The 25,486-nt window shown below is 43.3% G+C and carries 24 protein-coding genes and 1 pseudogene; 13 read left to right on the plus strand and 12 right to left on the minus strand.

The window, feature by feature from the left end; translation table 11 throughout:
* Window positions 1-237 precede the first annotated feature (237 nt).
* Entirely contained in the window at window positions 238-522 is a 285-nt protein-coding gene (locus SIB80_RS09140; protein WP_169189797.1) for a hypothetical protein, read from the plus strand.
* A 320-nt stretch (window positions 523-842) separates the two neighbouring features.
* Here SIB80_RS09140 and SIB80_RS09145 read toward each other — a convergent pair whose 3' ends face one another.
* The gene (locus tag SIB80_RS09145) at window positions 843-1,115 is read right to left on the minus strand and encodes a cupin domain-containing protein (protein ID WP_063419222.1); all 273 of its coding nucleotides are present in this window, start codon (window positions 1,113-1,115) and stop codon (window positions 843-845) included.
* A gap of 1,373 nt (window positions 1,116-2,488) precedes the next feature.
* Complete coding sequence (locus SIB80_RS09150; RefSeq protein ID WP_063419221.1) at window positions 2,489-3,703, minus strand: pyridoxal phosphate-dependent aminotransferase; 1,215 nt, start codon at window positions 3,701-3,703, stop codon at window positions 2,489-2,491.
* Window positions 3,704-4,045: 342 nt separating this feature from the next.
* Here SIB80_RS09150 and SIB80_RS09155 point away from each other — a divergent pair.
* The 3 genes and pseudogenes from SIB80_RS09155 to SIB80_RS09165 all read left to right on the plus strand — a co-directional run bounded on the left by SIB80_RS09155 (window position 4,046) and on the right by SIB80_RS09165 (window position 6,453).
* Window positions 4,046-4,663 (plus strand): annotated as a pseudogene (locus SIB80_RS09155) (MarC family protein).
* 1,188 nt (window positions 4,664-5,851) lie between these two features.
* Window positions 5,852-6,076, plus strand: a complete 225-nt coding sequence (locus SIB80_RS09160; RefSeq protein WP_063419220.1) for a hypothetical protein — start codon at window positions 5,852-5,854, stop codon at window positions 6,074-6,076.
* A 161-nt stretch (window positions 6,077-6,237) separates the two neighbouring features.
* On the plus strand, window positions 6,238-6,453 hold the full coding sequence (locus SIB80_RS09165) for a hypothetical protein (RefSeq protein ID WP_063419219.1): 216 nt from the start codon (window positions 6,238-6,240) through the stop codon (window positions 6,451-6,453).
* A gap of 696 nt (window positions 6,454-7,149) precedes the next feature.
* Here SIB80_RS09165 and SIB80_RS09170 read toward each other — a convergent pair.
* From SIB80_RS09170 to SIB80_RS09180, 3 genes are all read right to left on the minus strand, one after another.
* Window positions 7,150-7,497, minus strand: a complete 348-nt coding sequence (locus SIB80_RS09170; protein ID WP_169189799.1) for a hypothetical protein — start codon at window positions 7,495-7,497, stop codon at window positions 7,150-7,152.
* Between the two features lie 730 nt (window positions 7,498-8,227).
* The gene (locus tag SIB80_RS09175) at window positions 8,228-9,334 is read right to left on the minus strand and encodes a carbamoyl-phosphate synthase (RefSeq protein ID WP_236065959.1); all 1,107 of its coding nucleotides are present in this window, start codon (window positions 9,332-9,334) and stop codon (window positions 8,228-8,230) included.
* A 542-nt stretch (window positions 9,335-9,876) separates the two neighbouring features.
* Entirely contained in the window at window positions 9,877-11,358 is a 1,482-nt protein-coding gene (locus SIB80_RS09180) for a tyrosine-type recombinase/integrase (RefSeq protein WP_063419217.1), read from the minus strand.
* A gap of 440 nt (window positions 11,359-11,798) precedes the next feature.
* Between SIB80_RS09180 and SIB80_RS09185 the strand changes: the two genes are divergently transcribed.
* Together SIB80_RS09185 and SIB80_RS09190 are read left to right on the plus strand one after the other, a co-directional pair.
* Window positions 11,799-12,539 (plus strand): dienelactone hydrolase family protein, encoded by a 741-nt coding sequence (locus SIB80_RS09185; protein ID WP_063419216.1) that lies wholly within the window; start codon window positions 11,799-11,801, stop codon window positions 12,537-12,539.
* Window positions 12,540-12,709: 170 nt separating this feature from the next.
* Complete coding sequence (locus SIB80_RS09190; protein WP_063419262.1) at window positions 12,710-13,180, plus strand: DUF427 domain-containing protein; 471 nt, start codon at window positions 12,710-12,712, stop codon at window positions 13,178-13,180.
* A gap of 72 nt (window positions 13,181-13,252) precedes the next feature.
* Here SIB80_RS09190 and SIB80_RS09195 read toward each other — a convergent pair whose 3' ends face one another.
* Window positions 13,253-13,570: an Ets-domain-containing protein gene (locus tag SIB80_RS09195; protein WP_236065958.1), complete on the minus strand. Its 318-nt coding sequence runs from the start codon at window positions 13,568-13,570 to the stop codon at window positions 13,253-13,255.
* Window positions 13,571-13,689: 119 nt separating this feature from the next.
* Between SIB80_RS09195 and SIB80_RS09200 the strand changes: the two genes are divergently transcribed.
* On the plus strand, window positions 13,690-14,088 hold the full coding sequence (locus SIB80_RS09200; RefSeq protein ID WP_205909642.1) for a DUF1499 domain-containing protein: 399 nt from the start codon (window positions 13,690-13,692) through the stop codon (window positions 14,086-14,088).
* Between the two features lie 1,209 nt (window positions 14,089-15,297).
* Complete coding sequence (locus SIB80_RS09205) at window positions 15,298-15,468, plus strand: hypothetical protein (protein WP_169189800.1); 171 nt, start codon at window positions 15,298-15,300, stop codon at window positions 15,466-15,468.
* A 333-nt stretch (window positions 15,469-15,801) separates the two neighbouring features.
* Here SIB80_RS09205 and SIB80_RS09210 read toward each other — a convergent pair whose 3' ends face one another.
* The 3 genes from SIB80_RS09210 to SIB80_RS09220 form a co-directional block, all read right to left on the minus strand.
* Window positions 15,802-15,999 (minus strand): hypothetical protein, encoded by a 198-nt coding sequence (locus SIB80_RS09210; protein ID WP_205909643.1) that lies wholly within the window; start codon window positions 15,997-15,999, stop codon window positions 15,802-15,804.
* A 960-nt stretch (window positions 16,000-16,959) separates the two neighbouring features.
* On the minus strand, window positions 16,960-17,235 hold the full coding sequence (locus tag SIB80_RS09215) for an Ets-domain-containing protein (protein ID WP_236065957.1): 276 nt from the start codon (window positions 17,233-17,235) through the stop codon (window positions 16,960-16,962).
* A gap of 51 nt (window positions 17,236-17,286) precedes the next feature.
* Window positions 17,287-17,625: a DUF3288 family protein gene (locus SIB80_RS09220; RefSeq protein ID WP_041384454.1), complete on the minus strand. Its 339-nt coding sequence runs from the start codon at window positions 17,623-17,625 to the stop codon at window positions 17,287-17,289.
* 251 nt (window positions 17,626-17,876) lie between these two features.
* Here SIB80_RS09220 and SIB80_RS09225 point away from each other — a divergent pair, with 251 nt between their 5' ends.
* Window positions 17,877-18,284: an OsmC family protein gene (locus SIB80_RS09225; RefSeq protein ID WP_063403178.1), complete on the plus strand. Its 408-nt coding sequence runs from the start codon at window positions 17,877-17,879 to the stop codon at window positions 18,282-18,284.
* A gap of 435 nt (window positions 18,285-18,719) precedes the next feature.
* Window positions 18,720-18,953, plus strand: a complete 234-nt coding sequence (locus tag SIB80_RS09230) for a hypothetical protein (protein ID WP_063403176.1) — start codon at window positions 18,720-18,722, stop codon at window positions 18,951-18,953.
* Between the two features lie 420 nt (window positions 18,954-19,373).
* Here SIB80_RS09230 and SIB80_RS09235 read toward each other — a convergent pair whose 3' ends face one another.
* Window positions 19,374-19,631 carry a lactate dehydrogenase gene (locus SIB80_RS09235; protein WP_236065956.1) on the minus strand — a complete coding sequence of 86 codons (258 nt, stop codon included), beginning with the start codon at window positions 19,629-19,631 and terminating at the stop codon, window positions 19,374-19,376.
* Window positions 19,632-19,976: 345 nt separating this feature from the next.
* Between SIB80_RS09235 and SIB80_RS09240 the strand changes: the two genes are divergently transcribed.
* Window positions 19,977-20,477: a hypothetical protein gene (locus SIB80_RS09240; protein WP_063419210.1), complete on the plus strand. Its 501-nt coding sequence runs from the start codon at window positions 19,977-19,979 to the stop codon at window positions 20,475-20,477.
* A 176-nt stretch (window positions 20,478-20,653) separates the two neighbouring features.
* Window positions 20,654-20,893 (plus strand): hypothetical protein, encoded by a 240-nt coding sequence (locus SIB80_RS09245; protein ID WP_063419209.1) that lies wholly within the window; start codon window positions 20,654-20,656, stop codon window positions 20,891-20,893.
* 186 nt (window positions 20,894-21,079) lie between these two features.
* On the opposite strand, the gene SIB80_RS09250 is transcribed toward SIB80_RS09245, so the two are convergent.
* Window positions 21,080-21,274 carry a hypothetical protein gene (locus SIB80_RS09250; RefSeq protein ID WP_155724590.1) on the minus strand — a complete coding sequence of 65 codons (195 nt, stop codon included), beginning with the start codon at window positions 21,272-21,274 and terminating at the stop codon, window positions 21,080-21,082.
* Window positions 21,275-21,819: 545 nt separating this feature from the next.
* On the opposite strand from SIB80_RS09250, the gene SIB80_RS09255 reads away from it, so the two are divergent.
* Window positions 21,820-22,422, plus strand: coding sequence for a hypothetical protein (locus tag SIB80_RS09255; protein WP_063419207.1), 603 nt, complete (start codon window positions 21,820-21,822; stop codon window positions 22,420-22,422).
* A 748-nt stretch (window positions 22,423-23,170) separates the two neighbouring features.
* On the opposite strand, the gene SIB80_RS09260 is transcribed toward SIB80_RS09255, so the two are convergent.
* Window positions 23,171-24,433 carry an MFS transporter gene (locus SIB80_RS09260; RefSeq protein ID WP_063419206.1) on the minus strand — a complete coding sequence of 421 codons (1,263 nt, stop codon included), beginning with the start codon at window positions 24,431-24,433 and terminating at the stop codon, window positions 23,171-23,173.
* Window positions 24,434-25,486 lie beyond the last annotated feature (1,053 nt).

Raw genomic sequence — 25,486 nt, forward strand, 5'->3', positions numbered from 1 at the left:
GAGGGAGCCATAAGGCAGATAGCAAGATCTTCCACTTGGCTCTCTCGCTATTGGCTGTTCTAAACTTCCAGAATAAATGAAGTGATAGAGAAATTGCCCCGGCAATGACTCCAGCCATAGTTTGCTTTTTTCATTCACTTCATTATCTAGCTTTGTCAAGTTCCAGGGCCTTCTTCTATGGAGCCCCCTCAAAGAACAAGGCCTGAGTAGACCTTTCTAAGGGAGGGATCGCTCGTATTGAGTATTCCCTCCGATCGCGCATTGCAGGTTGATGCGCTTTCCTTCAAGCAAAGAAAGTACATGAGTACATGGCACATCAAGCAAGACAAAGAGAAGACCACTACGAATCCATCATTGAGGCCTACAACAGAGGAGAGCTTTGGCCGACAGGCTCATGTCGCAGCACAGGCTGCTCAGCAGAAAACCCAGTCAACATCGAGTCGTTCAGAGAAAGAATGTGCAATGCTTCAGATCAAGCAACTGCAAGATGATCTCGATTGGCTTAGCCATTGGCATGTGTGATTACGCTCCTTCTTCCCCCGTGGCCTTGATGTGAATACAGCATTGATTCTTAGCAACGCGAAGAACGTCAGATGAATCTTGAGTAGGCCAAGCAAAAAGCACAAAACCTATGTAGCGAAACTGAACGACGAAAATGCCCTCCTTCACCAGCCCGCAGCCTGGACAGTAGCACTACTGCATTATAGCGCTACTGTTATTCATCTATCAGGTCTGCTTAATGTTTCCCAAGAGGAATCAACAAATCATTTGCATTTCTTAGACCATGCATTGATCCTGTCTTCAGCGAGGTCACTTCACAGCTAGCCGTCATGGCCCATTCATCAACCAAAGCGATAGTGCTTACGAACTGCCTGATGAACCTCCCAAATGCATGACATTCCAGCAGGGAACACCACCAGATCACCTGCACCAAAGCGCACGGGCTTTCCACCTTCGGGCTTAACGGTCACCTCGCCTTCCAACAACAGGCAGGTTTCCTGTTCAGCATAGGTCCAAGGAAAAGTGCTGGCCTCACATGTCCAAATGGGCCATTGCCGGATGCCCAGTTCATTAATTGTGCTCTCTGGACATGCAGAGGTAACGCTAATCGCCATGGGCGGGTCGAAGGGAAACTCTCTTGAACCTAGTAGCAGGCCTGATGAATTGTTTAACAAGAAAACGGAGCGGAAGGTTCAGATTTCTGTAAAGATGACGAATAAAAGCAAAGATGCTAACGAGAACAAACTCTTATATGGAGCTAAGTTTGTCTGTTGAATGAGACAAACCAATCATTTGCTCAGTTATGCCAAGACCTCATTCAACAGAATCAAACCACTTTGCGGTAGCAGCTAACCTGGATCAATCTGCGCTCCAACGCCAAAAGTAAGAAGATGAAGAGACGCTGCAGCAAGCAAAAACAGCCACGGCAAGACTTGGGCAAGTCATTGGCAGCAGGGCCTAGGTGTTGTCACTGGTCAGACAAGCTGCACATCAGAGATGCCACTTTATTAAGCCTATGCGTGTCTATCAGCTAGTATTCAAAAATTGTTCTGTGTTTTCTGAGGTCACATGTCAAAGAAAGACTGGTTCGGCATTGGATATGTGTCTGCATGGGTATTGATTTGGGGAACCATAGGTTCTCTAATTGATTTGCCATTTCTGAACTCTGAAATCTACTTGCCAGGTTCAATAGGCCAAGTCACTACATTCATTGTCACAGCGATCATATCGGTGATCATTGGTGTATTGCTATATCCAAAGGTATTAGAAAATACCCTTATTGTCTCAGCATTAGGCTTGGATACTGACGAGAAAAAATAATTTCAATCCTCGAAGTTAGCCTACCATAATAGAGACATGCAGGATTACTAAAAGGTCTATATTTATTTGCATGCGAGAAGAGAATGGTTGGAATTAGAGACCTATGGATGAAAACAAAAGCCTCTAAAATTAGATCCATGCATTCTCGCAACATTATTGATGTTCTCATCAACAGACGAAGGCCTTATCACTTCACTGGTTCTCAAAGAGTGATGACGAAAAATAGTCAACATTGCCAAAAAGCATGCGAGACAAAGGCAATCAGCCCCTACAATCATTCCCATAGAGTTAGGAGCAAGAATTCTGATCACTATTTACCTTCCAATCAATTATGGTAAAAAGCCATAGGAAGCATTATGGCTAGCAATAAGCGGATCAAATCAAAGACTTACTTAAAAAATTGAACTGCTTAACAGGCAAGAAAGTCATTAAATCATATCTACAAAATGCTGCAAGTGTTTACGGCAATGGATAGAATCTCATAGAAATAAATGCAGCCATTAATAATCTTAAGACCATTGGCTTATTGCATGATTTGAATAAGGTTCCAGCAGCTAAACTCGCTGCTACAGAGCTGATCAAAATTCACCACGCAGTCATTACTCAACAAGTGCTGATTGCTATCTTCAATAAAATAAAAAAAATAAATTGGAATTAACTTTATTATTCAGGTGCTACGGTCTCCTTGTTGAACAATATTAAGCAAGCCTGCCTCCAAGCGATCAAAGGCATCTATCAATTCAGCGCCTTCAAGCATACCCACGCTGATGCGCAGTACACAACTCTCGTTCTTAAAACCAAAACTACAACCTCCAATCGTGGCAACTCGATAATCTCTTACCAGCTGACGCATCAAGGTGTCTCCATTGCAACCACAATCCACTTCAAGTAAGCCATAAAAAGCTCCATTGGGTTGATGTAAAAAGCGCCAGGGTCGATCGTTACTAGCGGCAAAACGCTTCAAGAGCAACTGATATCGACTCATCAATTGAGAGACATTCTGCCGCACCCAATCAGAACCATCCAACAAGGCGGCAATCGCTGCTCGTTGGCAAAAACGAGGTGGACAGATCAAGACTGTGTCTTGAACCTTGGCCAAAGCCTTACTCCAGCCAATAGGAGCAGACATATAACCAAGACGCCATCCGGCCATGCCATAGGCCTTGGAGAACGAATAGAGCGAAACAGTATGGTTCCCTGCGCCAGGAAGAGATCCAGGGCTCCAATGAGGTACATCACCAAACACAAAATCCTCATAAGCTTCATCGCTGATGTGCAGCAAACCATGCTGGGCACAGATCCCATTGATGGCGGCAAGTAAGGTTTGAGGGAAAACGATTCCGCTTGGATTATTAGGACTTATCGTGACAATGGCACGGGTGCGTTTTGTAATCGCAGCCTCTATGAGCTCAGGGTTAGGTATTAAACCAGCATTCACAGGCACAGGCACTCCACCGGCCAACTGAATAGCCATAAAATGATTAAAGTAATAAGGCAGCGGCAGAATGACCTCATCGCCAGGGTCACAGAGAACCTGAGCAATGGCATGAAATGCCATGTTGCTACCTGCAGTGACCATGACCATGCTTTCGGCCAAATCCAAACCGTTCTGGATCATCAATTTTTGCTTAATTAGCTCAAGCAGATCAGGATCACCTCGAGCCGGGCCATAACGATTGAGGCTTGTTTCTTGATTCAACAGAGCATTGTTCATTGCCAGTTTTACGGCAACAGGTGGAGCCCAATTCACCATGCCCTGGGCCAGCGAAAGGGTCCCTGGCGTCTTCGCCACCAACTCGTTAAGTTCTGGAATCACAGGATCCAGCACAGCATCGATCTGCGTGCCAGGTTGAGGGTGTTTGCTTGAGGACAAAGAGTTCACGTCGATCGAGTTAAAGGTTCGTCCATTATTTACCAGAATGGAATGGAAATCTCAAATCACCAAATCCATAAGATATTGACCGACTAAAAGAGAAGAGCCACCTTCTCAACATGAAGTTATTAAAGCATTTATCATTCCTGAAATAATCCGTCTTACCCGAGGCAATCTCAGCCCAGTATAAGTATCCTACCCAAGAAGCCTGCTGAAATCAAACCCATTACTGATCGCGATCTGCTGCCAATAGAGGCACTCATAGATCAAAAATACCTGGCATAGAATCAACATCTGCGGTTCAATCAGACCTGTAAATGTTAGCAACAAAATCAATTAGTTCCGATCTTTATGTCTCTTCTAAACACTGCCATAGGAATCTTTACTGTTGCTAACCCTATTGGCAATCTGCCGATCTATCTTTCATTCACAGATGGAGATCAAAAAACCGACAAGGCAATCGCAAGCAACAGTGCCTTCACCTTCTTGATCGCACTTCTCTTGGCTACATGGCTCGGGAATGATTTGCTGGCAATTTTCGGAATAAGCCAAGGAGCCTTTCAAATATCTGGTGGGTTAATTGTTATCTTGATCGGCCTTTCCATGCTCCGATCCAAACCACCAGAGGAGCACCATGACCCAGCCTCGATTGATCGGGGCAAGAGTTCTTCAGGGAAAGGAATCGTGCCTATCTGCATTCCCCTTCTTGCAGGCCCTGGCACACTGACGATTGCAATTGCCGACCCGGTGAATTCTTCCATCGATGGCAAAATTTCATAGAGCTTAATAGTTTTACTACTATCTTTGATAATCTATCTTATTTTTGATGCCGCCGAGATGCTTTCCTCCAGGATTAGTGTATCAGCCCTGCAAGTGCTAACAAAAGTAATGGGAATAGTGCTTACATCTATTGCTGTTCAGATGTTACTTGATGGCCTAGAAATCTCGTTCCCAAACATTTCACAATGAGCCGATGTATGATCATTAAGGCAATGAGAAATTCATAAGCTCGCCGCTTGAACCAGTAAATACCTCCATCGAGACAACCAAAACAGCAAGCTTGTGAAAGCTCATCGTCTTGTCACCTCAACTCCGATATCTGGCTCATCGATTGGCTGTTGAAGCTTAAGCACCATCTGTTTGATTGCATAAGCAGCAACACCAAAGATCACCAGTGCCCCGATGACCTAAACAAAAACAACATAAGTGGCAGCAAAAGTGTTCATTCCTCTTCCCTCTTAAACCAGTCAAGCTCAGAACTGGCGCGGATCAATGCAGTGATGAATGCGCCTCCAAAAAACGCTCCAAACGCTGTTGTAACAAGCAGGATTGCTAATGGAAGGTGTCTTCCAGTCTGGCCTAAAGGGTCTAAAGGATCCATCAAGCCATTAAATAGCCTCAGAGCAAATATGGAGCAAAGCTTTGACGAACTGGAATCTCACCAGATTGCTGAGTAGTGACTAGCCCAAAATTCGCCATCACCAGCAAGGAGAACGGTCTTCGTTGACGAATCGTCCCAAGCAAGGGCAGTGTTAAGAGCTACGAGCTCCACAAGCCATTGAGTCCATCGGCACAATTGGTCATAGAAGAGGCTCTTTGAGATCTAAACAGACTTTAGTATTTCTTTACACGACTGGGATCTCACCTATCTGAAAGGTTAGAACAAGGTTGGGATAAAAGTACTGATGTACCACTACGTTCGTATCAATCTAGTGGTGAACAGATTTCTATAAGTTTGACCTAAGTGGTCACGATTGGACAGTCTGGACGGATATGAAACCGATACACGATAGACAGAGGTCAAGAAACCACTAACAAAAGAAGTAGGGAATAGGACGTACGGTTGTACTAAGAATAGAGTTGAATCATGGTGATAAGACTGTATAAACCACTATTGAGTTCAGGGAGAACTCCAGATCTTTAGTCGTTGAGGTGTATTAAAGGTCTGGTTGGGACAGGAAAGAAATCAGGTTGGGATAGAACGGTAGTTCTTTAGGTATTAGTACCCTTTTCTACGGTATGTCTAACTTCTGAATGGGGGACTACGGGGTAAAAATGGTCAGACCACATACGATAAAGACCTTCAGAGATTTATTTTATTTTTTCTGGTAGGAATCTCTAAGAATGAGTAGACTAATTTGAGAGTATTTACACCTAATGACTGAACCCAAGGAGAACGAAGAAATCAACGAGGAACTCTCGACTGATGACTTGAAGAGTGTTAGTGGTGGTATCTATGTGGAATCAGATTCAACTTTATGTTCATTCAGTCGTTCCCCACACGGTTCTGGTTCTGGTGTCACACAGAAAGATTGGAAGAAGAGAACTCAATCAAGAGAAGGGATGTTGATTGATGGTAATTGGGAAATGATGGGTGAATGAATTGTTTGACGAGACCAGACACTGTAGACACTTTCTAAACATTGAAGGTGGTCGTAATAGTCGTGGACCATTCTTCCGTCACTAACCTTCTTTTCGTTTGATTTTATTTTCCGGTAGAAACCTCAATCAATGATTAGACTGTATTTAGAGTATTTACACCTATGACTGACCCTAAAGAGAATGAACAAGTCGACGAGGAACTATCCAGTGAGGAGTTGAAGAGTGTTAGTGGAGGTTTAGTAGGTAATCCCTATATTAGTCCTATTGATAGTGTAAAAGAAGATAGTCCACATGGTTCTGGTTCTGGTGAAACACTAAAAGATTGGAAGAAGAGAAACCAATATGGATTAGATCAATACATTGGGGCATTTAACTGATTTTTCCATAATTCTATTTGTATAAACTGTACTAACCCACATAAATACAAACTCGTCATAAGTAGTGAATAAAGAACTGTAGTCATAGACAGGATTTCTCCTGAGATTAACTAAAAATGATGATCCTGTAATCCATTGGTATGACTATGTTGGAAATTTGATAAGGATTGGAGGGTGAGAAGACTACTAATTAGAAACCAAGGTGAGTACTGTCTTTACTGAAAATAAACCGTGAGTGTGTCCGTAGTTCCTTAGACACCATCATTGTATGGAGTTCGTAGTTGTTGGTTGTTGATTCAATTGGTTCTACCTCACCTTCCTCCAATCTCTTACGTAGACGGATTGGGTAATAAGGTATAGGTTGTTTTGTCTTGGTAGGATTACCTATAAAGTCTGAGTGTATGTACATCTTTTATTGACATTAGTATTTTAATTGGGTATAAACGGATAAAGATTAGACAGTCATGGACATACACCTCGGTACATCCTTACTTGGTACAATTATCGTTGGTGATTTGTTCCTAGTTCTTGTAGTTATAACGGTAGTGGTAAGACTAATAAACAGAAAAGAACCGACTAAATAATGTTTACTATCCTCTCCGGTAATACGACAGTTGTAAGTGTTGTCATTCTCGGAAGTTTCATGATGTGGATTTATCTCATCAACAACAGGATGGATAAGAACGATAAGTAGAACTACTGTATCTTTACGTTATTCAACCAGTCCAACATTTCCTCCTTTTGTTTCTTTAGATCCTTCTTGGGAGGAGTAGGTTTAGTAGTATTGGATTGAGGTTTAGTCTTTGTAGTTTGTTTAGTAGTAGGTTTAGTCTTTACTACCTGATTAGGTTTCTGTACCTGTTGGTGTTGAATTAGTTGTTGTGGTGTTGGTTGAAGAATAGGAAGTATGGAAAGTTGTTTAGACTGTTCATACTGTTGTTGTTCTTTTGTTGTGGGTTTACGGTATGGAGGCATGAGATAGTTTGTTGATTTATTTACCTTGAGTTGTTTACCTTGATTCGTTACTTTAGGTTGGTAGTTCATAAGGTTTATTGTTGTGGTTTGGGTAGATGGAATAGTGGGATACAGGACTTGAACCTGTAAGATATTAGGAAGTCCACCCTTCTTCCTATATCTGTTCCTAACTCCCACCTTCACTCCACTAAGGAATGAATGAAGTATTACCTCATGAGTTTTGTAACATCGAGGTATTGGTTATTGAGTTAGTTTTATTGACTACTCCTAACAGTAGTATCGGATGAATCAGAGTTGTTCAGACTTCACTCCACTACGTTCCGTTTCGTGTTGGAGTTTGTAGTACAACTAAGATTCACATAATTCTGTAAGACAGAGTCAGTGGATGTAGTAATTACAGAATGTCCTTCTACATGGACATTAGTAATGGAGTCTATGTATTGTTGTTTCTTACTCTCTCTCTCCCTATTATGTCGGACTTAGGCTGTCTCTCCTTATACAGTAGGAGGGTATGGTCTGATTTGTATTGTTTGTAATGGGTTTAGGTCAGGAGTAAAGTTGGTACTAATAGAATATAAGTTTATAACTGGCTTAGTATTGCCCAGTATATATTACCAGGGTTAGCATCGATCAACTGTACGCCAGCATAAGTATTTAATTCGCTAGAAGGTGCCAGGTATCGGATGGCATTTAGGCGTGATTAGGCAGTGATTAAATAAATATCTTGCATCTCCGACTGCATTAGGGCTGGCGCCGCTCATTCAGTTAAATTTTGCTTCGACATTCCAAGATGTGAATATCAATAATTAATCCAAGGCTCTTCGTAAAGAGGGGCGCATTGCTGATTCCACTGGGCATCGCCAACACCTTCTGTCCACTCATCGCACCATTGGCGAGTTTCATCAATCTGTTCTTGTTGGCATGGGGTTGGTGGCTCTGGGTAGAAATCATCATAATCAAGGGGCGGACAGAATGTGTCGTCGTGTACCCGTACATCTCTGTTGCTTGGTGTTGATGTTAAGGCATTGATCACAGGCAGTTGCTGAACTTCTTTGCGTTGTTTTGTTGTTGCTGCGCCACCAAAGCGAACTTTCACGTCTGTTGATACTCTCGTATCGAACGCCTCGTCGTAGGAGACATTTAAGCCTGCTGTTAAGCCACTGCTGATCTCATAATCCAAGCGTCCACGTACACCAGAACCATCAACATCTTCTTGGTCACGGTGTTGGTAGTAATAACCAACTGATGCTTTTAGAACTGGAGAGATAAAATATCCAGCATCCAATCCGTAGGTGTTCATTGCACCAGCTTGGTAAACGCTATTGAGCTTCTGCTCCACATCGCCAACAGGAATAAGCCCATAACCGTTGAAGGTCCAGCCATTGGAGACCGCCTCTGCGTTAACGGCGATCTGGTTGAAAAAGATCGTTTGCTTATTAAAGACAGGGATGTCTGTATCGGCGTTGCCAGATTTCAGCGTTCGGGTGTCATAACCAGCATTCAGCCCATACATCCAAGAGCGATCACCATTGAGCCAGCGGTAACCAAGCCTGGTTGAGGTGCTGATCGTGGTACCCGCGACATCGGTATTAACAATGCTGCTTTCACCCTCACGGTCAGCGAAGTTGGCATTGGCTAGAGCATCAATAAACCAAACGCTGTTCTCACCAACAGCAATCGGCAGAAAGGCACCAATACCAGCTTGGTTCGGCGTGCCTGCTCCTTGCAGTGCGCCTTGAAAACCCCAGTTGAACTGAACAGCGTCTTTGAGATTGATCTCCATCACGCCTAGATCTGCGGCACTTCCTTCTTTCTCTTGAGCAGCTAATGGTTGGATGGGAGAGCCAGCTAAAGCAAGAGCAGCAGCACCAGCAAGCGACAGAGGAAGGCGTAAGGAACGCTGCACTGACTCTAATTTTGAATTACAATCAATCCTAACTAGAAGGATATCAATGTCAATATCAAAAGTATATATTAAGGCTAATATATATTAAGGCTAAGAGTAAAGGTAATGGGAATCACGAATCTCTTCAATATCTAAATCTCCTACAACTGGTCCTGATGTCTGAGGGTCAAGTGGTAGATCGTTCTCAATCCTGAACTGATCCCAGACATTGTACTTAGTTGAGTTGATAAATCCTTCCTTCAGTCTTACCACTCCATGATCTAATTTCCTTTGAACCGACCATACCCAATTTTTCCAACGTTGTCACAAACAGGTACGAACGAACTACTCCTGATGAGTGTGTGACCGTCTGTACTTGAGAAAGGATGTGAGAGGTACGATCTCCTGTCGAGGGTATTCCAACGTCGTTCTACTGTCACTGACAGTACTCGTACACCTTGGATTCTTTATCAACAGTCGTTGACCCATGTCCGTTGGTAGGTTGATCCTGAATGTTGACTCTGTTATTTGTATGTTGATCATTGTTTGTAGTGTATGTGTGTTTAGTTGTCAAATAGATTGATGACGGGTTGATCTTTACGTCTCTTACCGTAGTCAATCTTGGTAATCTCTTCACTTCTTTTCCTAATGTCCATCCGTTCATAGTGTTTTATTAGGACCTTCACATCGTGACCAGTGATCCGTGAGAGTAGAAAGATGTCAAGACCTTCGGTTAGTTTATTCGTGATAAAGGTAGATCTCATGGAATAGATGGTGTAGTTCTCATCAGTAAATTTATTCCCCTCCAACTTATCCTTTACTCTTCCGATAATCGTGGACCAATAAAGACCGTACATTGAGTAAGAGTAGGGTTTACATTCATTGTTGATATTTCCGAATACCAGATCATTACCTTTCACCTCTCTATTAGAGTAATGATCTCGGTAGTACCTATTTAGATAATCCTTGAATCGTACGAATACAGAACCAGAGTTAGTTGGAACTTCTCGAATTGATCCTGTCTTACCTGATTTGACGGTGATGTAAGAGATCAGTCTTTGTTCACGACCAATCGTCTTCGTACTATCTACCCAACCACCGTCATCAATAGTCCCATCATCTTCTATTTCGATACCTTCACTTCTAAGGTCCTCTATCTCTTCCTGTTTCATTGTTTCACTGATTCTCCCTACATCTACGATCTCAATCTGATTCCACCTCAACTTCATCAACTCTTCAGGTCTAAACCCTCCATTCTTCATGATCAATGTAAAGGTCCAAAATACCGTCCTCCAGAGATGTGACCGGTGGTTTGGATTGTTAGTCGACTCCTTTACCCACCTCCTGATCTCAGTGTTGATTGTCTTCCAATCTCGGTCTGTTATAGGAGGGTTACTCATGAGATCAGACATTTGTATCCTGACCATTGGGAACAGTTTTTTATTCATTACCACTTCCGGTTCGATCAGTCTCTTCTTCAATAACCACTCTGAAAGAAAGTTTTTGATTACAGTGATGTCATTATGTATCGTTAGTTTCGTCTTATTCTTACGGTATATCAAGTAATCAGTGAATGTGTCGTCATCTATTTGCCTTGTCTTCGTGATTCCCTTTCCTTTGAGGTACGGTATCAGATGATTGATCAGTACACTCCTCTTCTTTCTGTACGTACCCCATGTAATTATACCGGAATCTTGTTTTTCGTGTAGATGTTGTAGGAAGTTTTCTACGGACTGTTCAATCGACTGGGTTCTAAGTTTCTTATCGAGTGATCTCTGTGTTGATGGAGTAGATGGTGGTCGACCTCTGAATTCTGAATAGATATCCAATACTTTCTTCTTACCATCCTCAATATTATCTACACCCTCAATCTTCTTTGTCCTGTAGGTTTTGGTACCAGGTATGAGTTCCCGGTAGTAATAAACATGAGGACTCTTACTGTAAGACAGAATTACTCCCTTACCTTCCAGTACTGTCTCCTTTTGGTGGATCTTAGGAATGGGTCTTCTCGGTAAACGGTCACATGAAAAAACCCACCGGATCAACGGTAGGTAAGAAGTACTCAGATGACGAGTAAACAGACCAACAAACCAAGTAGTACGAACAGAATGGTCTGTTGTTGTTGTATCTCACTCAGATCATGTTCAAGAATACGATAAAAGGAGATGATCTCTTGTTTCGTATTCGTTTGTTTGATCTTGTGAGGAACCTTGGGTAGGTTCACGTGAGTGTGGGTCATGAGTTGGAACAGAAGTTAGAATAGGTCGAGTTCAATCCTCAACATCCCAATCGTAGTCTAACTCAAGGGTGATCTAAACAAGATCACAAAAGCCCTTATCAAGGCAAACCACCCACTCCTAGAAAGCCTGGCACATCAACCCAATGATCTAGGCAAAGCAACTCCTAGATCAGCCAGCTAAAGGCCCCATACTGCAGAAATCTGGCAGAAGGCTTCACACCGACGACTCATGAAACAGCTACTCAAATGAAAAGCGAATGGATTGTGATCAAAGAAGGCACGGTCCCCCTGCGCTGCTGGTGGTCAAAACCGAGTCAAGGTCGTGATGAAATCGTTGAAGGGCCGAATCGTGTTGCCCTGGTGTTACCAGAAATCTTCGGAGTCAATAACTGGGTTCGCAGTGTGGCCGATCGCCTCGCCACCAAAGGCATCCCAGCCCTGGCGATGCCTCTATTTTCTCGCACCGCACCGGAGCTAGAACTTGGCTATAGCGAAGACAACCTGATCGAAGGTCGTCGACACAAGGACTCAACCTCAATGGAGCAAATCCTTACCGATACTTACACAGCTATTGGCTGGCTTAACAAACAGCTTGATCAACCACAAATCACTGTGATTGGCTTCTGTTTCGGCGGACACGCTGCTCTGATCACTGCAACCATGACCGAGGTGAGCGAAACCTTCAATTTTTATGGTGCCGGTGTAAGCAAAACCCGCCCGGGAGGTGGTGCACCAAGCCTCGAATTATTGCCGCAAGTCTCAGGCCGACTGACATGTCTGTGCGGTACAGCAGATCCGTTGATCCCAACTTCAGATCGGCAAGCAATCCAAACGGCATTACGCATGCAAGATCCTGATGAAGAGCGACTGCGCTACGTAGAGATCATTGGAGCCGATCATGGTTTTATGTGCGAAGAAAGAGAAAGCTTCGCCGCTGAAGCTTCCGCCCTAGGTTGGCGACTACTGCGAGAGAGTCTCGAACGCTAATCATTTGGCAGCTTCTGGCGTCATCCTTGCGACAAACCAATTCTGCTTAAAAGGCCTGGTTTTTAACCCTTTTGTCAAAGCCCAGTCCACGACATCTCTGGCATGTGCAACCAGGCTCAAATGTCATCACTCACCCCCTGAACCAAAGTCACTTTCTCAACGGAGAGCTAATGAGCCTTGAAATTGTTGCTGATTACCCACGTCCGCCAGCTCTTGTGGCCTGCTCAGACCACGTGATTGTGGAGGCCCTCGGTACGCGTATCTGCGAAACCCATGACTGCCTGCGTGTGCTGGAGACATTCCATCCACCCACCTACTATCTTCCTCCAAAGGCGATGCGGAAGGATCTACTGATACGCAGCCGTCGCAGCAGTTTCTGCGAATGGAAGGGAATCGCAAACTACTGGGATCTGGTGATTGCAGACAAACGTCTCGAGGGCGCAATCTGGTCATATCCAGATCCCACCCCAACATTTAGGGCCCTTACGGGCTGGTACGCGCTATACCCCGGACGCATGGATCATTGCAGCGTCAATGGAGAGACAGTGATCCCCCAACCCGGACAATTCTATGGAGGATGGATCACATCCCAAGTGGTCGGTCCATTCAAAGGTGATCCTGCTCATCCGCAGTTAATTTGATCCATGAGAGCACCTCAAAAGAAATCGAGGCTGAGTGCAACCATGGTGACTCTGCATCAAAGCCAGCAGCGACTACTCCCTAGGCATTGATAGTGATCCACCATTGCAGTAGCGAGTCGCCCACAACTTCGAAACCAACTGTGGATCCGTTGGGAACGTTCTGCGGTCCCAACGAAAAGACTCCTGAAAACATCCGTTCCAGCGTGTTGCCTGCCTAGAGATTGGAACAAGAGACCAGGCAATAACGATCAAGCTAACAGTACATAAAGTAGCCAAAACCACATAAGAGTGAGATCCAAACCCTTCAATCGGATTGAGGTTCTGGTCTTTACGGTCGGGCTCTTGCATCGATGCAGAGACGTTGTCTGAAAGAGGTTTTTGAACGGTCATCGGAGGATGCCAACTATCACTCATTGCTGCAATTGAGACATCAGACAAAGTTGTGTTCTTAAAATACGGCCTGACAACAGCCTAAAACCTGTAGGTTTCTCTTAAATGATTACTTTTCAATGAAACGTCTAGCATACAGTCTGATTCCTTGCCTTTTGATAACGCTCATCACCATTCACAGTAATCCCGCCATGGCATTCTCTGGGGAAGGAAGGCTATCCGAATGCGCAGTTGACACAAACTGTGTGCTGGTTGAATGGGAAGTCAGCGAAGTGAAGAAGTCCTATGAGAATCTTATAGGCATTGCGTCTCAACTACCAAGAACTAAGGTCCTCGAGCAAACAAACAATTATTGGCATGCTGTTGTTAGAAGCTTACTTTTTCGATTCCCAGATGACCTGGAGATTCTTCAAATACCAAACGAAAAGGTTATCCAAGTTCGATCAGCTTCAAGAGTTGGTGTTTCAGATCTAGGCGTGAATAAGAAAAGAGTTAACAGTCTGTACAATCAACTGTAGGAAACGTTGAAAAACTCGTAAATATAGCGCTCAGGCCTATAAAGAAGAGCAACAAAAAAATGCATAAGTCTCTAGCGAAAAAGCCTTTTCAACAATATTAAAACAGGGGTAGCAAAAGAAAAGTCCCCTTCAATGGTCAAAAAACTATTAAAGATACTTGGCATAAAAGAATCAATCATTAGAGTAAAGATACAAAAGCCAAACAATTAACCAGATCAACTGTCAAAAGGCCAATAGAGAACGACTTCTGTATTTCTCTTATGTTCCACAATATGAGCCCAAGACAAAGTTGAATGCTGAAGCACAATATATAGCATTTCAAGGACGCAAAGAAAATAGACAACACCGTACAATTACCTGGACTATAATCAAACATTCTGCAAGCTGTCAAGAGAATAAATCAATCTGCTTACAGGGAAACAGTTTCCTTGCTTGCCTTGTTGGAAGAAAGGACAACACGGGCCCTCATTCACCACATTGCTTATTAGTCGTTGAGATACTGCGTTGAATGATTAATTCACCATTTTCAATTTTGTCAAGGCATTCCATGCAACTTTTATTGATCAACAAGGCCTCCTTTTCCCATTGGTAGTCAGAACAAATCTCTTTTCCGCAATATCGACAAAGAATTGAGCTGTCCATTGGCTCTTCATCCCAATAGCCTTTTCTAATCAAATTTCACAGCAAAAACCATTTAGCAATAAAGAGATATAAATCCTTCCACAAAACTGGCTAATCATAAAAAGATTGAACCCTTTACAGAAAAAGCCTTTCCTATACAGGAAAGGGGTTGATGATTGCTTTTGGCTCACTAAGAAAGTAACTGCTCAGACAATGACACATAAGAATGCTTAAACAGCCATAGGCCTGGCCAGAGCGATCTCCCCAGGCCTCTGATGAAAGTCGCCTAGGGTACTGAATTGAAGAGGTTTCCAGTCGGCGCTTAGCGGCCCCAAAAAACGAGAACTTCATGCTCGAAGCAATATTTGTACTATCCAAGGGGATCTTATAGATGGCCAGGAGAAGGCGCATCTCATCTCTGCCACGAATAAAAAGAGCAGAAAGATCGGCTAGATTTTTTTCTTCAGTTCAAGTTCAACAAAAGCCAAGAGCTCGCCAATGGAGTCATGTGAAGCTACGACAGTTAGAAACAGTTTTGAGCCATTCCTACGATTACCGTCTAATTATGGGTAACGCACAGAGTCGTTAATGGCGTCACCAGTCGAACAGGCACTATCTCTCTTATCGATTATCAAGCATCCCGTGGAGGGGATGGCCTACCTCTTCTATTTGGCTCTAATCGTTCGCTGGAGGTGGCCAAAAGCTTGGAATAAGTTCCTTGATCGATGCAAGGCGCGTGAAGAGATCAAATCCCTATAGATAGCAATGCCATCAATACTGCGCTAATTTCTATCATCTGAAAACTCTCTAACCGCAACACCTATCACTAACTTTAAGGCCAAAAAATGCCAGCTTATTGATATCTACGCATTTATCAGATTAAAATTCTTTGTACCAAAAAAAATGACTTCATAAAAAATCTAAAGCAATTTGACTTATCAATTAATCAGTAAGTCTAGCTAACAGAAAAACTAGACAATAAAAAATCCATAACTATTGACCAGACTCTTATGGTAAAGCATACGTAAGTCAGCACTATCAATGCTGGTGCAAAGTAGAATTGGATTGATAGCTATTAGGGTATTTCTTAGGCTAAGGTTTTTTCGGATAGAGACTAGCTATCTTTTTTGCTCTCATCTCATCCTGATAGGCTTTGCTACCTTTGTCTGGGTTAAAATCATCACTTTTAATCAAAAAGAAGGGAATACAAAAGGTAAAGATCACCCCAAAAGTTAAAAGTGCGATTCCCCAAGGAGAGAAGGGATCTAAGCCATTTGAGAGATCAGGCACAAGCAAGCTTGATTAAATCAGTTACTCATTCTAGCCATGTATCTGCCTGAACAACATCCCCGTGAATCAGCAGCCAAGGCTCATCAGGCATGGGTAAAAACCCCTATGTGCTATAAAGGCCTCCATCTCAGAACATAAAATGCAGTCAACAGGTTCACTGTCTCAAGCCTCTCTCAAGGAACGGATCACCGCTTTTGGCAATCAGAGATGGGAGCGCCTTACTGATCCTCAAAAGGCTTACGCCAAAAAGGCCTGGGGGATCCTGACCTTCAAATGGCGTTGGCAAATCGCGATGAACATTCCATACCTAGCAATTTTTATTCTGGATCGCACCATTCCAGCGGTCCACAAGTTCAATATGGATCTTCTTTCTTCACTCATGGCTAAACTTCCAATCCCGGAATTTTTATCTTCAATGATTGCGACTGGCTAGAGGGTAAGATTAAAGCCAACTAAAATCAAAACAATCGCAATCAAGTATACACTTAAAAGTTTAGCTCAACAAAATCATACTCTATGAGCTTCATGCAATAATGGATGAAGCTCATAGAGAGGCTGTTCAAATAAAATCAAAATCACAACTTACACATAGATGTTTTTTTGTTATACTAAATACACAGAAAATGATCTTAAGCTGATAACATAGACACTCGAAGAAACTCTTTCAACTTTTTATCTAAGCAGAGCCCTAAAGGTTCTCTTCATGGCTAATTTGTACTTGCTTATCAACAGAGAACCTTTACTAACTTTGAAGGAGTTTCTGAATATGCGAAAGAAGTTGTGCCTTGGATTAATTCAGTAGGCGTTCGCATCCTTTCTAAAGAATTAAAATCTGATATCTGTCAAGGCATTGGTATTCTCTGGGAACTACTCATCGAATTTCCATCTAAATAGGATGCTCAAACGGCTTATCAGGCCCAATCAATTCTTGCAACTTACGCAAAAACGGTGAGGCTTCGTTTACTTCCTTGGCATTGGTAGAGAGCCACCATTGCAGTAGCGAGTCGCCCACAACTTCGAAATCGTTTTGGACTCCTTTGGGAAGTCCCTACGTTGCCAGCGTAAGGATTCCTCAAAACATCCGTTCCAACGGGCTGCCTGTCTAGAAATTGGGATAAGCGACCAGGCGATCACGATGAGGCTGATAGTACTTAAAGCAGCCAATACGGGAAAAGCATGGGATCTAACCATTTCGCGTGGGGTCAGTCTCCTGCCTTCCTGGTAAGCAGCGCTCATCGATGCAAGGGGAACATCAATAGCAGTATCAACCTTGAGCGGCGGTACCAATCAGGTCTCCTTGTCAACGACGTCGGCCCCTGAGCCAACGTCATCGCCAGAAGTGGCAGTGCCTGGTCGCCAACCACTGGACCAGATCGCTCTGGTCTTGGCATTAAGGGCCTCACGATCAAAACCCCAACTCTTAACCACCTTTGTCAGATCTTCCTGCAAGTCCATCGCACCTTGAAAGCCGTCGTAACGGTTTAGAAGCATCGCTGCCGTGGTGAGCTGGTCTTCGTTGGGATGCCCCTTATGCCCTAAGAGAGCATCAACTCGATCACGATCACTCGCATAGAGGGGGTGGTTTTGATCTGGAGGTGAAGTCTCCTCTTGTTTTTTCTTTTCCATACCAACAGGATATTTGAATGGGCCGATACAAAAGCCTGATTTGTATTGATCCATCTCTAGTTAGTAGGCCTTAAACAATGAGCGCCATAGCAATTGGGCTTACTTGAGGTTGAATCCAAGATGATCAGATCAAATCAACCTTGATTTGATCAAGAGTTTAATTAATCGTTGCAGGCTACTGGGGCCTTTGATTTTTTATTCGATGAGGTTCTCAAAGACATCCAATCGCAGAATAATCAGTTCAGAGCCGAATGACGATGACCACAATCTCATGTTGCTACAAGGGCAATCTGCGCTGTGAAGCCCTACATACCCCCTCTGGGGATCGTCTTAGCACCGATGCCCCTATCGATCACGAAGGCAAGGGCGAGGCCTTCTCACCTACAGACCTAGTCGCAACAGCTCTTGGCACCTGCGTGCTCACCGTGATGGGCATCACTGCCCGTCGCAAGGGCTGGAGAATCGAGGGCGCAGCAGTTGAGGTTGAGAAGATCATGACCAGTGAAGGCCAGCGCAGTATCAAAGCCCTGAAACTTCGAATTAGCATGCCGCCTGAGCTGAGCGATGAACAGGTCAAACTGCTTCAAAGGGTGGTTGATACCTGCCCAGTAAAACGTAACCTCGAAGAAGGGATCGCTATGGAGTTCAGCTGGAGCTGATTGACTTCCCTCGTACAGCAAGCCTGCCTAAAGCATTTCTAAGCAGGGGTCCACTGATACGACTTCACTTCACTCCCATACCTATCTTCCGTGAAAGGCCACATGTGACGTTCTTCGACGCTTATGTGCAGGCTTCAAACCTTACTGATGTTGTGAAGCCTCGAGTTGAGCCGCTTCACCTCCTGATGACCGTGAATTTGAGCAGTACTGCCTACATCACCAGCAAACAGATAACAACCTGGTCATAGGAGAGCGGCGCAAGCCCACTCTGCTCAACACCCTTGTGATCGCGAGAGCACCACAGGATGCATCATCGATGACGAGCAATGCCTGCCCTTTGATTAGCCATCTGCAACCATCAGCAAATGATCTTGCAGCAGTCTTCACTGCACCAAGAAAAATGAATACAATATGGTTTAGGAAGCGACTAGATCGATGAGCCGTCGCCGTCCAACAATTCTCGAACGATTCATGCATCAGTGGCGACGTGTTCGACGGCATGAGTTAACTCGTACCCTTCGTCACATGCATTACCAACAGAAGCGAGCTGCTTACGTAAGAACCTATGTTGAGAAATCCTTGAGCTCAATCGATCGAGCAGAGGGCAAAATTCAAAACGATCAACAGAGCTCCCTAGCAGATCAAGACTACTTCGACGAATGGCCATAACCCAGTTATCAAAGGACAAATTTGAGAAAGAAGCTGTAGAGAAAACGACTCCATCCATTTATCTAAAAAAATAATAAAAAGGAACAACTTACCCTTGGTATCATTACATTAGCACAATAACAAGAGAATATTTCTTACAGAGTTGATCGCAAAGAAGTATATGAAAGTGCCTGAAGAAGGTCACCTATCAAATGAATGATACATTCTAAAGGGTGTCGTCGTTAGGCATGCCCTCAAAAGCATGAACCTGTATAGGAAGGGCGATGAGGAAAGGCTTATTTACTCAGCTCCGATTAGATTATCTCGTGCCATCTTGCGCAGAACCCTCCAAAGGAAAGCAGAAGAAATACGAATCACAGCTGAAAAATTCTAGAACGTCTTATGGTGTCTAAATTAATAATAACAAAAAATTAATGGTGATTAAGGAGAGGATTTATCACAGATAGAGAGCTGCTCATAAGCGACATTTCTCTGCATCTGATCTTCCAATGTGCTCAAGGCTGCCTTAATTGCTTCTAATTCACGCTCCATACGTTCACGTCTATAGAGCAATACCCCAAGCAGTTTTTTCAAATCCAGGCGACGAATCTCACGGTAGTCAGCTTTAAGGGCATCGTTTGTTGAATAAGAAACTGATTGCCTGGGTTTTCGTTTGCTATCTGAGCTTTGGCTTGCCATTGCATGACTCCAACCGTGGTTAGCGGGGGCCCACAAAGTAGGCCCCTAAAGCCTTTTAGGACCGGACCTCTCCATCCATCACCCTGTCCTTGGCTCTAATTCAGTTTTAGTCAGCAGCAAAAAGAACGTCATGAGTGGATGCGCTGGAGTGTTTACACTCCCCCAGGCACTACCAATGGTGTTTTAGCGCGGCTGGACAGATTCTAAAAAACCTGCATTTAAGCCGACTCAGGCAGACTAAACACATCCATGGCTGAAGCTCGCAACCAGTGGAGGACCATAGAGGCCTAGCGAGAGAACGTGTTGACGAGCAAACCCATAATGTAAGGGTCCGGAACCAACCATTTGCGCCTCATTCAAGGGATTTTTAGCAGACCCAACAAAGTCGTCGCGCTGCAAAGGATCGACCTCTCGCGCAATGCTGACCCTGTGCAGTCATTGCAGGCTCGACTAGAGAGGGTCGATCGAGCAATCGGCGAAACCAGCCGTGCACTCATTCAAGCTCAAGCGGTTAGTGTGCGCTCAATGTTTTCTGGCTCCTCAGATTTCTTGGGAGGTATACAGAAAAAGGTCGTTGAATCATCAGCTCGAAACTCAGTCTCCTGGCATCAGAGCCGTCTGCAGGAGATGACTGAAGAACGTAGGCAGCTACAGAATCAACTAGATCGACTAACCGGGCAAGTATGGCAGAAAAGACTACGTCGCTGGTTACTTTGGGCTGGAATCGGAGCCGCAATAATTGTTGCCTCTACTGTTTTCGTAATGGGGGTTTTTACCGCTATTTATCTATTACCAATCTGGGGAACACTGTTGTTGGTATTGTTCTTATCCCAAAGGGAGAGGTGATAAAGATATAAAGAATAGACAAACTTTATGCGGCAGTGTCAAACATCAGATTTATCCTAAGATTGAAAAAAGGTGCCGTTGATTGTATTAAAATCAAGAACTGACTTCATCTCAGCCAATACTCCATCATCTATGCCAATATCATCCTTGCACTTAAGACACAGATCAGAGCAAACATGAAAGTCAGCTTCGTTACCATTATTGTTCTCGCCGCTGGCGTGATGCTTTTTTTATTTTTTACTAGTTACCGTTCAGCCTTTGAAGCAGACCAAGCCTGCCACTTCATAAAATGGGAATCCTATAAGGAAAGCCTTGAATTTGGCTGTGACCATGATCTAGAAACGAACCAATGGATCCTCTATCAAGAGGGTTCTAACCATGAACCAGCAAAAGTAATTAAACGCTTCCGCTATTAACAAGAGCGTCAAATCGTGAAGTTCTCAAGTATGACTGGAAAACATAACATTACAGACTCTAGCTCATCAATGATCTTCAAAAGAACAGTGGATATGATGAGCTAGCACTTGATAGTGAATTACAAAGATGCAAGAATGGATAAGGACTAAAAGTGAAAGACACTAACCTTTCATAAGAGCTAACTATTAAAATTTAATTTTCAGAGCTCCATCAAACAACTCAACAGTTCCTCTGGGTTCAGGTCGGTATTCCAAACCACGCTCATGGCGTCTTCCCTGATACCAAAGCCCGTTGCGACGACAAACACCATCGCCAACGTAGTGATAACCGATAGCACATACATAATGGTCATGATGATGATGTTTTCCGACTGCGGACATCGGCACTCCAATGAAAACAAATGTTGTTGCAAAGGCAGATGTGAGGAGTTTGACGATTTTCATTCGTTGTTCAAAAAGGTTGCCATCCAACTCTTCAGAAGGATTGCAGTATTATCAGCATAATACTGTAATCATATAAATTAGGACCTAACGGCTTAAAGATTAGACAGTTGTTGGCACATCAGATACAAGACAACAATGAAGCTGTTAAACCATTAGCAATGTTAAACGAAGTGGGAATTCCTACTAGCTTGAGCATATAAGTCTTCATTGAGAGAGTCAGAATAGCGATGGTCCTGCAGATCAACCACCTAACCTGACTTGATCTGCACCAATTAAACAGACTAGAATAAACTTCAATTAGCAATATGAATCGTTGAAGCAAGAGCAAAAGGGTTTTCTGTCTTGACAAAAAAGCTGAGTGGCAATGAAATGACTCCGCTACTGATGTCTTAGAATTGAAGAAATACAGGCTTTTCTCCTGAAGAGACAAATCGACGTTCAAAGCGACTTCTCACAAAGGATGAAATAAGCTAAAAGGAGGCATGACCAAAGAAACAACCCCGGACTTTTTCGAAGACAGAGGACGCCTGGCGATGGAGCTCCGTGATGCTTTGAAAAGCCTGCGCTCGTTTTTTGTAGCGGCTGTCTCGCTTGTGATCACCATTGCAGGATGGAGGCCACGATCAGAAGCTTCTAATTCAACGACTAGCAAGGATGATCAGATCCCTCAAATGCAAGCAATTCCTGCCTCTTCATATCCAACCCTTACCTCTCGATCGACTCATGACTCAAAGCCAATAGCTAACTCGCGAACAAAACTCAACTCAGATCTAATCGCTACCTCGCAAACGAGGTTTAACTGGAAGGCAATTGAGGCCTCCCCAAAAATCACACAGCCAGAACGTCGTAAAGTTAACAAACTAGGAGTTGCCAAAGATCTCGTCTACACATTGATGGCAGCAATCAGCACGATCGCCCTAGTCGTTGGTGTCTCTAGGCTTGAGCCGATTGCTGAAGGGCTTGAGCCGATTGCGCGTTGGGCCAAGTCACAGAATGAATGTATTGAATCGACTTCCAATAATGATGGAATGAATAAAGCTGATCTTCCGATGAAAGTGATGAGTTGTAATGGTGGCCACGAATAAATGTGAAATCAACTAAACCTACAAAATAAGCATTCCTCAATAGAACACCTAAAGCTACAATAGACTATTTACAGACTGATTAAGTAAAGTAATACGCTGCACCCAAATCAAGACTCATGCCAAAGAAAGTCTAGGCCAGCCATTGTTTATAAATAATCATAAATTCAAGTTCTCGTCTTGAATTGATCTCGCTAAAAAGCTTGATTATCATATCTACAATAGAAGTGCAGCGGATTTTTATATAGAGATGGAAACTATTCATTGATTGATTTAAATCTCAGTATTTATTTTTAAAATTCAAAAATTTCTATGGATTAGACACTAGTCTAACGAGGAAGGCTCAGAGCGTCTTAATATAAATAAAATCTAAAAATCAAAAGAGTATTATCTCTGCACGTCATGTGCGCATCCATCTCCCTCATACAAATCACTGTCGTAATATCCATTTCTAGTTCCAAAATAAAGCGTTATCAGTGCAAATGGTAAAGAAGCCCATAGAAGTACTGTTGACAAATCCATGGCGTAAACGAATGGCTGGTTCCTTATCAGAGGATATTAAACGAATCCGGCCTGTGTGGTCTAATACTTAATAACGCAACAAATTGCGCTTGAGGCAAGCCCTCACTCCGCTTATTCTGTCAGCAATAGAACACAAACAAACAATTTGAGGGTATCTCCCCAGGTTAATGATGGGCTAGTAAATAACCTTGATTGGGGAATAGCGATGCTTGATTTGTTTTTTCTATGTTCAAGACAGGAATGAAAGTCTCGTCTCTCTAACCCAAAAGATACTTGTTAATAAAGTGATCGAAGCACTGCCCGCTACCCAGTAAGCAGGGCTAATTGGATTTCCACTTCCCTGAATTAACCAGGTCGCTATTAATGGTGTTGTACCACCAAAAATTCCCATAGAAGTGTTGTAGGCAAAGGCCAGGCCGGTACAGCGAACCACCTTAGGCATAAGCTCCACATTCGCGACATTTAATCCTCCCGAAAGAGTTGCGAGTGCAATCACAAATCCAAGCTGCCCTGCAAAAATTCGTAAAGGATCAGTGGTGTGAATCAATTCAAACAGTGGAATCGAGCCAAACATCAACATGCCACCCCCGGCGAGCAACAATGGCTTGCGTCCAATACGGTCTGAAAGCCAAGCTGTTAATGGATAAAGTAGTAAAAGTATTGCCATAGAAACTGTATTTATATTCAAAGCTATGCGTTCAGACACCATATCTATTTCTTTTATATAACTCACAACATACACAAAAGCTGCATAGAAACCAACACCACCACCAATATTAAGCAAGAACAAGCGTAATACCTGCATACGGTATTTTCCAAAAACCTGTTGTACTGGGTCTCTGGATACTTCAGTAGATACATCGCTAACAAGGCCACGACGAATTAAAAGTCCTATTAATGCGACAAGAGAACCAAGAGCAAAAGGCACTCTCCAGCCCCAGATATCTAGCTGGTGATGATCAAGAATGTTCGCAAGAAAACTGGCGACTGCTGAAGCCAACAGAATTCCCAATACTGCACCCCATAGCCCCCAAATAGCAAAGAAGCCTCGTCGTTGATCAGGGGCATTCTCAACGAGATAGACAATCGATGTTGTGTACTCGCCGCCAACTGATAATCCTTGAATGATACGCAACAAAACAACTATGATCGGGGCGGCTATGCCAATCCTGCTGTAGTTGGGCATACAGGCCATTAGCACTGTTGGAATAGCCATAGCCATCAAGGTAAGGATAAGAGCCTGTTTTCGTCCCAGCAAATCAGCAATGCGTCCGAACAAAAGTCCTCCAAAGGGCCGAACTAGAAAGCCGACGGCAAATGCTCCGAAAGCAGCAATTAGAGAAACAGAAGGATTACTTGAGGGAAAGAACTGTTGTCCAATAACGTTGGCAAAGTATCCATACAAAGCAAAGTCATACCACTCGATCACGTTACCAACGAGGCCCGCTAGTATCACACGCATGTTGGATGTTTCTTGGGCTTTTGCGATCATGCCAAATGACTAAAAGAATGGTCTTTTCAGGTGAGTCTCCACTCATGATTAAGCAAGAAATTCTGACCTAAGGCTCAAACATAAATGGTGTGATTAAGACTTAAGAAAAGGCAAAAGCGTTTCTTGTATGTCGACAAAAAAGAGAATTCATTGATGTACTCTTCATATCCTACTTAAACACATCCGCAAATGCTGTCTGATCTGAATTCTGTGTTCAAATCACAATTCATTCATGGATGAAATGCAAAGTTCTATATAGGCAAATGTCTAAGATTGATCAAAAAAAGTTGCCGAACCGGTATCATTTCCGGTTATGCATACAAGGCAATAGAGTGATTTGTACACACTAAGCTATTAAAGGTATGCCTTGCTATATATTGAGAGAATTTTGATTCGTGTAACTGCATGAGATTCTAGTATCTCTAGCTTTCAGAGCAGTTCTGTTTTCTCAAGATGAAGTCAAGCCAAGAGCTTTTTACACATCAGGAGAGAATCAAATTTTCACAGCTTTTGAAAATGAATTTAGAAATGGTTTTCTATGGATGAGTTCCAAGAATCCATACAAGAATCAAAAAGAAATTGGGCAGAGAAAGACTCTGCCCAATTAAGCAATTTATTTTCAGGCGTCTGCTGGATCGTTAACGGCCAACCAGAAGAAGAAAGCAAAACCAAGAATGCCAAGGACTCCAAGGATTGCAGCTGAAGGAATCATTTGAATTAGAATGCAAAGCCGGTTAATTATACACTATAAAACCCAGCCTTAAGCACCATTTCCACCATGTTTTCAAATCTGCTTGGTTTCATAAGCCTTATACGATCGTTATCGCTTAGGGCATTAGGCAAGCTGCACATAATGGATTCGTTTTAAGTGGCAAGGCAAGAAGCCTTATGGGCGCGCCAAAAAACTCAAGGTCAAGCCAGCCCGAAAAGCCAATTCGTGCTGACAGAACCCTTCGATAAAAAATCACCAAACAGTGCTGCGATGAAAAAACAATCCAGATCATTTAAACAGCGCATACAAAGGCATTGCTTGTAAACAGCCCATCACCAATC

The sequence above is a fragment of the Prochlorococcus sp. MIT 1327 genome (assembly GCF_047304785.1).
In the GTDB taxonomy this organism is placed as follows: Bacteria; Cyanobacteriota; Cyanobacteriia; order PCC-6307; family Cyanobiaceae; genus Prochlorococcus; species Prochlorococcus marinus_D.